This window comes from Candidatus Thorarchaeota archaeon, assembly GCA_021498125.1.
In the GTDB taxonomy this organism is placed as follows: Archaea; Asgardarchaeota; Thorarchaeia; order Thorarchaeales; family Thorarchaeaceae; genus B65-G9.
Genome location: JAIZWL010000003.1, coordinates 85,802 through 98,416, shown reverse-complemented (window position 1 = coordinate 98,416; position 12,615 = coordinate 85,802). Strand labels below are relative to the sequence as shown.

Sequence of the window (12,615 nt, the reverse complement as noted above, 5' to 3'; positions counted from 1 at the left end):
GCAACGGCCATATGTGTGTTTGTAGGGGAATACATGAATGCCAATGCCTAGTGAAACCGTGGTTCTCACAGAGAGTAACGTGGATGATATCGTAAAACATGCTGCCGAGATAGTCAGAGATGGCGGTGTGATCGTCTATCCAACTGATACAAGCTATGGAATAGGATGTGACCCACGCATCCCTGATGCCCTTGACAGATTGATAGAGATCAAGCGCAGAAACCCAGATCTTGGAGTTCCACTCCTCTTTGGAGACCTGAACCAGTGCAAGCAATACCATGAGTTTACTGCTCTCGAACTTGCTCTTACACGACTCTTCTGGCCAGGGGCACTGACAATTGTGGTCTCGGCCCAGTCAGACCTGCCACCAAGAATATCCGGAAAGAGGAACAGCATTGCCATACGCATACCCGATCATGTGATTCCGCGGGGGATCTCAAAGGCAATAGATGGCCCAATTGTCGGTACAAGTGCCAATCGAAGCGGGGGGCCAAGTCCGTTTGAAGTGTCCAGTGCAAGAGAGCAGCTCGGTGACGAGGTGGACTTGTACATAGATGGAGGACGCTCCAAAAATGAAAAGAATTCCACAATCATAGGTGTTGAGGCGGGAACTCCTGCAAATATTAGAGTGTACCGTGAGGGTGCCTTGAGCGTGAAACAGCTGACCGAGGCATTGCGAGTCGATATAGAGGCCCAGCAGTACTGGACCATGCGATTAATTCTCCCAGAGATGTGAGGACTCTCGAATGAATAGATACAATCTTCTTGTTGGGTGCCCAAGAGAACGAGAGCGAGCAGCACGGTCCGAAGTACGATATTTTATCGGAGACCTATTAGATGACGAGGGCCTCAAGATTCATCAGACCCATATCTCAGGACTTCTGGCCTGCAGGACTTCTCAAGATCCCTTTGAGGTCGTTCACAAGTTACGAGAGTTTGCATTAGAGAATCCGTTTCAGTTCAGATTTGCCATCAAGTTCATTCCCCTCGAACTGAGCGTACCTACTGACATCGAACAGATCAAAGAGGCTGTAGAAAAGGTACGCGACAAGATACGAGAGGAGGACACGTTCAGGGTCACTGTCAGACATCGCCATTCGGACCTGAAGAGCATGGACGTGATAACAGAAGTGGCCAGACTCATTGACCGAAGAGTCGATCTGGATAATCCGGACAAGACCCTCTGGATCGAGATCGTGGGCGAGTGGACAGGGGTATCTGTGCTTGTCCCAGGAGAAGACATCCTATCAATAATGACAATGCGTGATGACATGTATTGAGTTAGAGATTAACTGCAACAGTCGAAACCCTACTGGCCACACATCTACCAAGCGCATCAAGCCGTTCCTGTAGCGAGACCCCAGTCAGAAGCATGGAGATCTCTTCGTCGGTAATATCGAACAGAGCCATCACACGCTGAATGCGCGCATCCTCAGCCTTGAATGGGGTGTGTACCTCAGGGCCGATACGTTGCACGAGTTTTGCAAGAACCTGTTCAACTGCTTCAACAGTATCACCAACAAGGACTGTTGCCACGGTCTCAGGAGTGCCATGAAGCCCCATTCTCTCAAAGGCGCGCCCAATCTGATTTTGAGCCGAAGAATAGAGGATGATCTCTACATCAAGTGATTTGCTAATAGCATAGCCTCCGGTCCATGCGTTTAGTGCATTTTGAACAGCAGAGAGAAGATGAATGGGCCCCGCAATGTTCTCCGCCGAGAGAAACTGTACAGCAAGAAGATCAGTAGACGCATCATGCGCGACGGTCACAAGTTTTGGGGCCTCAAGGGATGATTGATTCTGAATCTCAGTGATACCGACATGGAACAGGTCACCAGCACGGGTAAACTCTTCGAGTAACACTGTGTTCACCACATATACAGGCTATAGGCGCTTAATGAAGTAGTCGGCAACAGTGGGATCAAAACCAACCTTGAAGACGAGCCTGTTACGTATCTGTTTTAGAGAGAGATCGGGGTCTTCTCGCCGAAATTCCCGGACGATCGCAATTATGGACTCGCGGATCTCCCAGGGATAGACAATCCAAGAGGTGACTTCCTGCATGTAATAGTCAGGCTTGATCATTGAAGAGGGCTTTAGGTGGAGAACGGCAGTGCGTACATTAGATACACCAAGTTCTTCGACGTGCTTGATGGCATGAAAGAGACTCTCTCCAGTATCAGCCACCTCATCAACAAGCAGTATGTTCTTCCCCTCAAGAGATACTGAGAGAGGCTGTGTCACCCGTGGCTGCCTGCCACGCACACCAACATCGGTATAATATTCAATCCGGACATTCCACATTGTCTGTGTGTATAGGACATCAGAGAGGATACGCGCAGGAATCCAACCGCCACGCGCGATCCCAACGATCACATTCGGTTCGTATTCACTCTCGACAATGCGTTCCGACAATTGAAGTGTCAGATTATAGATGTCTTGCCAACCAAGGATGAGATATTCCATGTGGGCCAACTCGCTCTGACTGGAGCGGCTAAGATGCTCTATATTAAGTATAGTGTCAGGTCCGCAAACAGCGCAACCTAAATCAACAGGAGAGCACTGACAATATCTCGTGGGAATCATGAAGCCGGATCTTTTGCTCACACATATCGGACAACTAGCTACACTTGCAGGAAATACTGATCGGCCTAAGACTGGGGAGAGCCTGAAAGAACTCTCTATAGTGAAGGACGCAGCCATTGCGATAAGCGCTGGGAGAATAATCGCTGTTGGGACCACAGAGGAAGTCCTTGCACAGGTTCCCGAAGAACCGCATCTTCCCTCACTCGAGTTCAGAGACATGTTTGCAATGCCGGGTTTTGTCGATAGCCATACGCACCTCGTCTTTGGGGGCTCACGGGAGAACGACTTTGCAATGAAACTTGCAGGCAAGTCCTACCTAGAGATCCTCGAGGCAGGAGGCGGAATTCTCAATACGCTCCGGGCCACACGGGCTGCCACTGAGGAGAACTTGGCAAGACAGGCATTCTCCTTTGCGTCAAGCATGCTGAATCAGGGGACCACAACGGTAGAAGTCAAGAGCGGATACGGCCTCAATACTGAGAACGAACTCAAGATGCTCCGTGCCGCTTCACGCCTCCGTGAGATGCTACCGATGGAGATCCCGACAACATTTCTGGGAGCTCATGCAGTCCCTCCAGAATACAAGGGGCGAACGGACGACTATGTGGACCTTGTAGTGAACGAGATGATACCCGCAGTGGCCAAGGAGAACCTCGCGGAATTTTGTGATGTCTTCTGTGAGAAGGGAGTCTTTGACATTGAACAGTCACGACGCATCCTTACTGCGGCAAAGAAGGCAGGAATGAAATTAAAGATTCATGCAGATGAGATCGTTCAGCTTGGAGGAGCGGGACTGGCAGCAGAGCTCGGAGCGGTCTCAGCGGACCATCTCCTCATGGCCTCAGATGACGACTTGGAAGCGATGGCCAAGGCTAGAACCATTGCCACTCTTCTTCCGGCAACAGCGTTCAGTCTAGATACCAAGTATGCAAGAGCGCGGGACATGATCAACATGGGGCTGCCAGTAGCATTGGCAACTGACTTCAATCCGAACTGCGCAAATGAGTCGATGTTCTTCACCATCGCACTTGCCTGTTACAAGATGAAGATGTTCCCACGAGAGGCGATCTCAGCAGCCACCATAAATGCGGCTCATGCGCTCGGTCGGGCAAAAGACCTTGGCAGTATTGAGGTGGGGAAGAGAGCGGACATCCTCATTCTTGATGCGCCAAATCCTGAATACCTTGCCTACAGGTTTGCCACGAATCTGGTACACACGGTCATTGTCAACGGTGAGCTGGTACACACCAAATTCGGACCGTAGTGAAATCAGGGCTCATAGAGTGGCCCGGTCAGCGACTCTACTGCTGAGACCATAGCGCCTTCGGTCATGAGACCTCGTATCTTAGCAACATCGAGATAGAGTGGCCGATCATCGGTCAGGGGCGCCACCTTACTTCGAATGACCTTGTGCGCCTCAGCAAGAGGAGCGGAGGGACTCAATGGTGCCAATAGATCAAGTCCTTGGGCCGCGCATAGATATTCGAGAGCTATAACATTGGAGACGTTCTCAAGGATCTGGCGCGCCTTTCGCGCAGCGATCGTACCCATGCTCACATGATCTTCTTGCTCGGCACTGGTCGGAATCGAGTCTACACTGGCAGGGTGCGCAAGCACCTTATTCTCAGACACTAAAGCGGCAGCCGTATATTGAGCAATCATCATTCCGGACTGAAGTCCACTATTGGTGGTCAGAAACGCAGGAAGCTCACTTAGCTTGGGATCAACAAGTCGGTTGATTCGACGCTCTGCGATATTTCCGATCTCGGACAGGGCGATCCCCAAGAAGTCCATGGCAAGTGCAACAGGTTGCCCATGAAAGTTGCCACCAGATACAACATCACCCTCAGGAAAGACGAGAGGATTGTCCGTTGCGGAGTTGATCTCGGTCTCCATCACACTCTGGACGTATCGAATCGCGTCTATAGATGCGCCTATGACCTGTGGGAAACAACGAAGGGAATAGGCATCCTGAACCTTACCACAATTGGCGTGTGACTTGTTGATCTCACTATCTTGAAGGACCTTGAGCAGTGCCTGTGCTGCATCTACCTGCCCCTCGTGGGGGCGAATCTTGTGAATTCGAGGGTCATATGCGGCGCGAGTACCTCGAAGAGCCTCGAGGCTCATGGCACCGGCGATAGTAGCATCCTTGAAGAGCTGAAGAGCATCATGAACAGCAAGAACTCCCACTGCACTCATTGGTTGGGTCCCATTGATCAGTGCAACACCCTCTTTAGCCTGAAGATCAATGGTGGGTATCCCCGCACGCTTCATTGCCTCAGCACCTGCAAGCCGCTCGCCCTCAAAGGTAGCCTCGCCCTCTCCAATCATCACAAGAACCATGTGGGCAAGAGGGGCAAGGTCACCACTAGAACCAACAGAACCCTGCTGTGGTACAATAGGAACAACCCCACGATTCAACATCTGAACCAATGTCTCCACGGTCTCAAGTCGCGCACCGGAATAGCCCTTCGATAGAGCATTAGCACGTAGCAACATCATGCCGCGCACCACCTCTTGCGGGAAGGGTTCACCAACACCAACACTATGACTGCGAATGAGGTTCACCTGTAAGGCGGCAACATCGTTCTCGGCAATAGATACATTTGCCAAGTCACCAAACCCGGTGTTCACACCGTATACAGTACGACCTTCACGAAGCACATCCTCGATCACCTTGCGACTCGTACGAATCTTCGCCCGAGCGTCCTCTGTCAAGGTCACATCTTCACCATGTCGGGCCACACGCACGACTTCATCAATACTTAGGGTCTCACCATCGATCTCCACGGTCATAGTACGCACCTTCACTGGCCCCTTGGGAGCCAGACAATTATCATAGCCAATTCACCGCGCTGCAAGCTGTGACTTAAGACTTGTCTTCTCTCTGCAATACATCTAAGTCACTAGAATACCATGTAGAATCGATGAGAGCTAACATTGACGAGGACTTTATTGAAGCGCTCAAGAGCGAACAAGTACAACGCGCTGGCCAAGTGATCTATACGGATATGCCAGAATTCACAGGGGATATCGTCACAGGAATTGACGTGGCCTATAGCGAAGACCGCGCTTCAGCATGTGCGGTCACGTACGACCTATCAAGCTCGGAGATCATCTCTGTGAGGACGGGAGAGTACGTCGTTGAGACCCCGTACATCCCGGGACTCTTCCAGCTGAGAGAGGGACCTATTCTTGGGGATATGCTCAGGCATATGGAGGGGACTGGTCCAGTCCTGATCGACGCAAACGGGATTCTCCATCCCAGATGGTTCGGCCTTGCCTCATATGTGGGAGTTGAGCTCGACATACAGACGATCGGCGTGGCCAAGAAGCTCCTCTTAGGTAAGATCAGAGAACGACTAGACGACAGAGCGGTCATAGAGGTAGACGGCCGACCAGCAGGAATGGCGATCTGGTTGGTAGGCCGGAAAAGACCTGTGTACGTCTCAATAGGACATAGAATATCTCTTGAGACCGCAGTTCGCATAGTGGAAAAGTGCAGTAGACAGGGACAGGTCATTCCACTTCAACAGGCACACATCTGTGCAAACAGAGAACTGAAAAAAAAGGTGAGACATAGCGAGTAGAGTACTCGCCATGCGAAAAAAATCTACTTGATCTTCCTCTCGCGGAAGACCTCTTCAACGAGATTCTCCACAAGACCCTCTTCAGGAATGAAGGGTAATGTGATATGGCCAAGTCCAGCCATTGCCTCATTCCATCCAATCGAGGTCTCAATGGCATGCTCATTCCTTGCCCATGCCCGACGAGCAACGCCGCCCATCACATCCCAGTCGATAGAGGAGCGGATGATGCGATCAACGCGCTCGCTACCATCAAGAACAAGTCCGAATCCACCATTGATGGCCTTTCCAGTTCCGACACCGCCACCATTTGAGAGGACTGCCATGGTCATTCCGCGGGCCGCGTTTCCAGCCCAGACCTGATGAGCCATGTCACTAGTGATGTTGCTGCCGTCTCGAATGTTTGCGGTCTCCCTGAATGGGCTATCTGTACCACCTGTATCGTGATGGTCTCGGCCCAGCATTATCGGACCCACCTTGCCTTCACGGACCAGCTCGTTGAACTTGAGAGCGATCTTCACGCGACCTGCTGCATCGGCGTAGAGAATCCGGGCCTGTGACCCGACAACAAGTCGGTTCTTCTCAGCATCCCGAATCCAGATGTAGTTATCACGATCTTGGGCACGACGGTCAGGGTCGATACAAGACATAGCGGCATGGTCTGTTGCCACCAGATCGTCATGGTTTCCGCTCAGACAGACCCACCGGAAGGGTCCATAACCATAATCAAAACAGATGGGCCCCATGATGTCTTCAACATACGAGGGGAAGATGAATCCGTCCATAGTATCATGACCGTTCTTTGCGATCTCCTTTACTCCCGCATCAAAGACCGCCTTCATGAACGAGTTGCCGTAGTCCCAGAAGAACGTGCCACGCTGGGTCATGGTGCGAATCAGTTCAAATTGTTTGCGAAGTGACTTGTCCACCAGACGCTTGAACTCATCAATATCGGTCTTGAGTAGCTTGCGCCCCTCATCAAAGGTCACACCCTGAGGAGTATATCCACCCTCATAGACCGCATGACAAGAGGTCTGATCAGAGGCAAGCTCAATAGAGATATTGTGATCGACAACGTATTGCCATAGGTCCACAACGTTACCATAGTACCCAATAGATACGGGCTCGCCACTCTTGCGATGCTCGTCAACCCACTCAAAGATCTGGTCTATATCGCCGGACCATTTGGAGAGCCAGCCCTGTTCCTCACGAGTGTCAATACGGCTCTTGTCAACCTCCGCAATCACACCAATACCGCCAGCGATCTCTACGGCCTTTGCCTGTGCACCACTCATCCCTCCAAGACCGGAGGTCAAATACACACGGCCGGCCAGATCTTTGTCGGCGGGAATTCCAAGGTAGAGCCGTCCAGCGTTCAGTAGTGTGATATAGGTGCCATGGACAATCCCCTGCGGACCTATATACATCCAGCCTCCGGCCGTCATCTGTGCATACGACGCACAGCCGAGGGCTTGTGCACGATGAAAGTCTTCGGGGGTGTCGAACATACCCACCATGAGACCATTGGTCAATATGGCACGAGGGGCATCACGACGACTGGGAAAGAGGCCAAGGGGATGGCCGGACATGACTGCAAGAGTCTGTTCCTCTGTCATGATCTCCAAGTATTTTTTGATGAGCTGATATTGTAGCCAGTTCTGGCAGACCTGTCCTGACTCACCATAGGTGACCAGCTCGTAAGGATAAAGAGCGATATCAAAGTCAAGGTTATTGTCAATCATGACTTGAATTGCGCGGGCCTCGAGTATTCCCTTGTATTCATCAACGGGCTTTGCACGGATGGCACCGGGAGGACGGTATCGATATGCATAGATCCGACCACGAGTCATCAGTTCCTCCAAGAACTCGGGAGCAAGACGCTCGTGCAGCTTCTCAGGCACATATCGGAGGGCATTCTTGACCGCGAGAACGGTATCGCTCTCCGAGAGGTCAAACCCTCTGCTTGGAGCGCGCCTATACTGAGGATCAAAGACGGGATCGGGGGGGAGTTTGTCTGACAATTTTATTGTCATGGCCTTGGAAACATCAAACTTCATTTGATCACTACCATTTGAGAATCATATTGGCCGCTATGGGAATGTCTGGCAAAATGCGCTTAAATGCTTTGAATATCACATTAAATTAAGAGCCAGAGTCATCATATATGAACACGGGACATGTCACATGAAGGACGTTACATACTAATCGTACAGACTGAGATCACTCCTGAAAAACATACGCTCCTAATGATGCGGGCCAAACAAGAAAACAAAAGTCTGAAAGAATTACTAAGACAGATAATTCATGCATATCTCATGGAACAAGAGGTCGATTCCGGCGATTCGTTCGTCAAGTCGGGACTTGAGGGGAGAAAGGCGAGGACTGATCCGTGACTCATGATAGGATTCTATACTGTTAAGTTAGGACAACATATCCTAGTACAGGATGTTTTGATCGGTCATATCGCTACCAGTAGCGAGTTCTCAGGGGTCCACCCAAGAGACTTTGCCTTCTTGAAGGCATCACTGGCCTCACGATAACGACCAAGCATCCAGAGAGTGAGGCGCAACTGGTTATAGAGGTCAGGGTCATCCGGTGACTGTTCTATCTCTTCTTGCAAGCGTTCCTCGATTTTGGAGTAACGCTCGATCTCTTTGACACGTTCGGCTCTTGTGGACTCAAGAACATCATGAACATAATGATGATCACGACACAACGTGTACTCGAGAACCTCTGGGGGAAGCGTCTTGAGAATCGCCTTGATTGCCGCACGAGGAGTGTCAGCGGTACGCCAGAGACGGCCCTCGACGAGTTCCTGCTCATATTCTTCCTGCATGAATTTGATCAAGCGATCCAGCCCTTGCGTTATAGAATGGTCCGATTCCAGTGTGTTCAGACAACAGGTCCACTCATAGTACAGGATCTCAGTGGCAATTCGGGAGGCCACACTAGGAGTTGCCTCAATGGCCATCACATCACGCATGAGCGTGGCAATGGTATATTCAGTCCTGTCAGGCAGCTTGACACGCTTTGCAATTGACATGATATGAATAAATACGCAACACTTTCAGATAAATTATCGCTAGCTGAATTGGAGACCACGCCAATAAAATAAAAGACGGAGAAAAAAAGCAGATGAGGCCGAACAAGGCCTCACAGATGACAAGACTATGACCTAATGCGAGAGGCCATCAGCTGGTCTGTACGGCAAAGATGCATCATGCACATAGACAGAGCGTACTAGAATTTGGATGTGAACATACTTGACTCGCGGATCAAGAAGTTGAAACCTATGACCTCCAATTGGTGAGAGAACCGTCGTCGTCAATGGAGTCGGTCCTTCACTTGTCAGATAGAGCGATAAGATACCGCCTTTGCCTCTAGCAATTGCATGGAGATCATAATAGTCCCACAAGAATCCAGCTGAGGCCACAAGAGCAAATCCGCCAAATAGAGAGAGAAAGAGATCACAGAGCAGTAATGATGTAGTGGTGGATTGTAGAAAATCAACGGTCCTAAGAACTATAAATGGCAAGGCACCAATAATGAGATACAAGACATACTGGGTGAAACATTCTCGTGGAATATACACCTCTTCCTTCGTATCAAACTCGGTGCTCCACCGGCCATAGCGAGAATAGTACTTGTATGATAATAGCATCCCTACGACAAGCCCCGTGAGAGGCACGATTGGCGTGATGATACCAATGGTTGAGATCATCACAGAGTCGATGGTGGATGTTGCCCCATTAGCAAAGACCAGTGTCAGGGTCTCATACAGAGCGAAGACGACCGCGGAGATGGCCACTATAAGTATAGAGAAGAGGAAATAGACCAGCGTCCACGGATCATTTCGCTGGGTATACGTGGTATCGGCGTGCGCGTGCATAACCGTTAACTCCCGAATATTAGATAGATACTTTAGTCAATAAAAGTATTCGGCTTGGAAAATTAAAGGGGCGCAATAGCTCCGCAACGCGATAGACAGGGATCAAAAGGGGAGTTGCCAGAGCATCCAACTTGGGAGACCCCACCAGAACTTGAGGAAGAGTATTAAGAAGAGGGCAAGAATTGAGAGGGTCAGAACGGCCCAATCACGACGCTTGAACCGGATCATATCCATGTAGGTACGACCTCCACTGGCACCGAATCCGCGAGACTCCATACTCTCAGAGATTGAGAGAGCACGCCGTATTGCAACCACGATCAGAGGGACAATGATAGGAATGATGTTTCGAATCCTCTTCAAAAGATTCCCCTTGTCGAGTTCTACTCCGCGTGACTTCTGTGCGTCCATTATCGAGTAAGCGTCCTGTCCAAGAGTGGGAACATAGCGCATGGCCATACTGACAGCCAGAGCAAACTCGTATTTCACATGAAGTTTGATGAGTGCCTGAGAGAGTTCATCCGGATGGACTGTAAGGAAGAAGAAGGAGAATGAGGTCATCATTGCCAATAGACGAAGAGCTAGAGCTAATGACCGTGAGAAAGGATGTGGATCAGTAGAAAAGAGCGTATTGAAGACCATAATAAAGAGGACAAGAGATGCCAACCCTTTGATGTTCTTAGCCCAACGACCTAACGATTTCGCAGCCGCCAATAGAGGGAGAAGAAAGAGTATAATAATGATAAGGGGGATGATGTCGAGAAATAAGAGCGAGATGATGCCTAATACTGACGAGAGAGCCAGTTTTGTACGGGGGTCTAGACGATGAATGATCGAGTCTTGGCGTGTGTACTTGAATATCTCTAAGAAGGACAAAGATCATTCACCTCCCACAACTCGGACGATTTCTCGTTCCAATTCTTCCACTTGGGTCAACCGTTCAGGGATTCTTGGAAAGTCTTGATGAAGTTCACGTGCCGCAATTGTCATCTGTGGGGGGGCCAACGAACAGCGTGCCACTACTTCCTCGTTACTCAGAACTGTAGGAGTGGAACCATCTGCAACTATCCGCCCGCCTGCCATCGCAATGGCACGAGAGAAGTTTTCGACTGCAAATTCAATATCATGGGTCACAACAATGACCGTACGCCCCTCGCGGTTCATCTCATGAAGCATCTGAGCCAGACGCTTCTTCTGACGCGCATCTTGACCAATTGTAGGCTCGTCAAGAGCCAAGACCTGTGGCTCTGTTGCAAGAATGGATGCAAGAGCAACCCGTTTGCGTTCCCCACCAGAGAGAGAAAAGGGACGACGCTTCGCAAGATGTGACAGCCCAAGTTTTGAGAGCGTGGAGGCACATCGCTCTTCAGCCTCCTCCGTGGAGAATCCTAGATTTTTCAGACCGAAGAGAATCTCCTTTTCTACCGATTCGAGAAAGAGCTGATGATCGGGGTTTTGCCAGACAAGCCCAACAATTCGTGAGAGCTCGGCAACAGACTTGTCACGAATATCAGCACCGTCAAGAAGGACTCGACCATGAGAGGGCCGGAGAAGACCATTTAGATGCTTGATGAGAGTCGTCTTGCCAGCACCATTTGTCCCCATGATCGCAATAGACTCACCATAATCGATTTGGAGAGAAACCCCACGAAGAGCAGTATAGATGCCGTCATAGGCAAAGTGCACATCATCAAAGATGATTGTCATGTGTACACCTCCCTGATGATTGATGCAAGCTCCTCTCCAGTGAGCGGCACTTGGGGCAACTCGATACCACGGGCCCTCAATCGCTTATACAACTCAACAGCCTTTGGCACTCCAATGCCAATCTCCTCACACAGGTCCATGGCAAGTATTTCTCGTGGTGGACCATCGGCCACGATCTGACCCTTGTCCATCAAGACTATTCGTGAGGCATCTTTAGCAACAATATCGAGCCTATGTTCAACGACAATGACCGTCATGCCTTGCTGATTTTGTTTAGCAATGAGGTCTAGAATCTTTTCGGCACTCCGAGGATCAAGATTTGAGGTTGGCTCATCAGCAACCAATATCTTTGGGTGCAATGCTAATGTTGCAGCAAGGGCAACGCGCTGCTGCTCCCCACCCGACATCTCGTGTGGATGCTTATCACGCAGATGCTCCAGATCAAGAAGACGTATCAGGTCGTTGACACGACGCCTGATTACTTCTGGGGGGACACCAAGGTTCTCGGGACCGAATGCGATTTCTTTCTCAACGCTTAATGTAACAAGTTGATTGGCGGGATTTTGAAAGACGAGACCCACTGTGGAGGCCATGTCTGCCACTTTGTGTTCACGTGTATTCATCAAGTCAACAACAACATTACCACCAATGTAACCTGAATGAAACTGTGGTACTAGAGCATTAATGGTCCGGCAGAGGGTCGTCTTACCACATCCCGATGGCCCGGTTATGACAACGTACTCACCCTCATCGATGGAGAGATTGATCTTCCGTAATGCAAGTACGTCGCTACCCATGTACTTGAAACTGAAGTTTTTCCATTCGATCAGGGCCAAGGTAGTTCCC

14 protein-coding genes are annotated in these 12,615 nt (G+C 50.1%); 5 read left to right on the top strand and 9 right to left on the bottom strand.

What is annotated here, in order from left to right; genetic code table 11:
- Positions 1-37: 37 nt before the first annotated feature.
- Both K9W43_09385 and K9W43_09380 read left to right on the top strand, forming a co-directional pair.
- Positions 38-736 carry a threonylcarbamoyl-AMP synthase gene (locus K9W43_09385; GenBank protein ID MCF2137431.1) on the top strand — a complete coding sequence of 233 codons (699 nt, stop codon included), beginning with the start codon at positions 38-40 and terminating at the stop codon, positions 734-736.
- Between the two features lie 10 nt (positions 737-746).
- Positions 747-1,280, top strand: a complete 534-nt coding sequence (locus K9W43_09380) for a THUMP domain-containing protein (protein ID MCF2137430.1) — start codon at positions 747-749, stop codon at positions 1,278-1,280.
- Position 1,281: 1 nt separating this feature from the next.
- On the opposite strand, the gene K9W43_09375 is transcribed toward K9W43_09380, so the two are convergent.
- Positions 1,282-1,863 (bottom strand): hypothetical protein, encoded by a 582-nt coding sequence (locus K9W43_09375; GenBank protein MCF2137429.1) that lies wholly within the window; start codon positions 1,861-1,863, stop codon positions 1,282-1,284.
- 21 nt (positions 1,864-1,884) lie between these two features.
- A complete protein-coding gene (locus tag K9W43_09370) occupies positions 1,885-2,466 on the bottom strand; it encodes a phosphoribosyltransferase (GenBank protein MCF2137428.1) in 582 nt (193 codons plus the stop codon).
- A 118-nt stretch (positions 2,467-2,584) separates the two neighbouring features.
- Between K9W43_09370 and hutI the strand changes: the two genes are divergently transcribed.
- Positions 2,585-3,850: an imidazolonepropionase gene (hutI, locus tag K9W43_09365; GenBank protein MCF2137427.1), complete on the top strand. Its 1,266-nt coding sequence runs from the start codon at positions 2,585-2,587 to the stop codon at positions 3,848-3,850.
- 5 nt (positions 3,851-3,855) lie between these two features.
- Here hutI and hutH read toward each other — a convergent pair whose 3' ends face one another.
- The gene (gene hutH / locus K9W43_09360) at positions 3,856-5,385 is read right to left on the bottom strand and encodes a histidine ammonia-lyase (protein MCF2137426.1); all 1,530 of its coding nucleotides are present in this window, start codon (positions 5,383-5,385) and stop codon (positions 3,856-3,858) included.
- 131 nt (positions 5,386-5,516) lie between these two features.
- Here hutH and K9W43_09355 point away from each other — a divergent pair, with 131 nt between their 5' ends.
- Positions 5,517-6,179 (top strand): endonuclease V, encoded by a 663-nt coding sequence (locus K9W43_09355; protein ID MCF2137425.1) that lies wholly within the window; start codon positions 5,517-5,519, stop codon positions 6,177-6,179.
- A 23-nt stretch (positions 6,180-6,202) separates the two neighbouring features.
- Here the strand turns inward: K9W43_09355 and K9W43_09350 are convergent, their stop codons facing one another.
- A complete protein-coding gene (locus K9W43_09350; GenBank protein MCF2137424.1) occupies positions 6,203-8,233 on the bottom strand; it encodes a urocanate hydratase in 2,031 nt (676 codons plus the stop codon).
- Positions 8,234-8,353: 120 nt separating this feature from the next.
- On the opposite strand from K9W43_09350, the gene K9W43_09345 reads away from it, so the two are divergent.
- Positions 8,354-8,569 (top strand): hypothetical protein, encoded by a 216-nt coding sequence (locus K9W43_09345; GenBank protein MCF2137423.1) that lies wholly within the window; start codon positions 8,354-8,356, stop codon positions 8,567-8,569.
- A 65-nt stretch (positions 8,570-8,634) separates the two neighbouring features.
- On the opposite strand, the gene K9W43_09340 is transcribed toward K9W43_09345, so the two are convergent.
- The 5 genes from K9W43_09340 to K9W43_09320 form a co-directional block, all read right to left on the bottom strand.
- On the bottom strand, positions 8,635-9,219 hold the full coding sequence (locus K9W43_09340; protein MCF2137422.1) for a hypothetical protein: 585 nt from the start codon (positions 9,217-9,219) through the stop codon (positions 8,635-8,637).
- A 132-nt stretch (positions 9,220-9,351) separates the two neighbouring features.
- Positions 9,352-10,065: a hypothetical protein gene (locus K9W43_09335; protein ID MCF2137421.1), complete on the bottom strand. Its 714-nt coding sequence runs from the start codon at positions 10,063-10,065 to the stop codon at positions 9,352-9,354.
- Between the two features lie 102 nt (positions 10,066-10,167).
- Positions 10,168-10,938, bottom strand: a complete 771-nt coding sequence (locus K9W43_09330) for an energy-coupling factor transporter transmembrane protein EcfT (GenBank protein ID MCF2137420.1) — start codon at positions 10,936-10,938, stop codon at positions 10,168-10,170.
- A 3-nt stretch (positions 10,939-10,941) separates the two neighbouring features.
- A complete protein-coding gene (locus K9W43_09325; GenBank protein ID MCF2137419.1) occupies positions 10,942-11,769 on the bottom strand; it encodes an energy-coupling factor ABC transporter ATP-binding protein in 828 nt (275 codons plus the stop codon).
- Entirely contained in the window at positions 11,766-12,605 is an 840-nt protein-coding gene (locus K9W43_09320; GenBank protein MCF2137418.1) for an ATP-binding cassette domain-containing protein, read from the bottom strand. The genes K9W43_09325 and K9W43_09320 overlap by 4 nt, the downstream gene beginning before the upstream one ends.
- Positions 12,606-12,615: the final 10 nt, after the last annotated feature.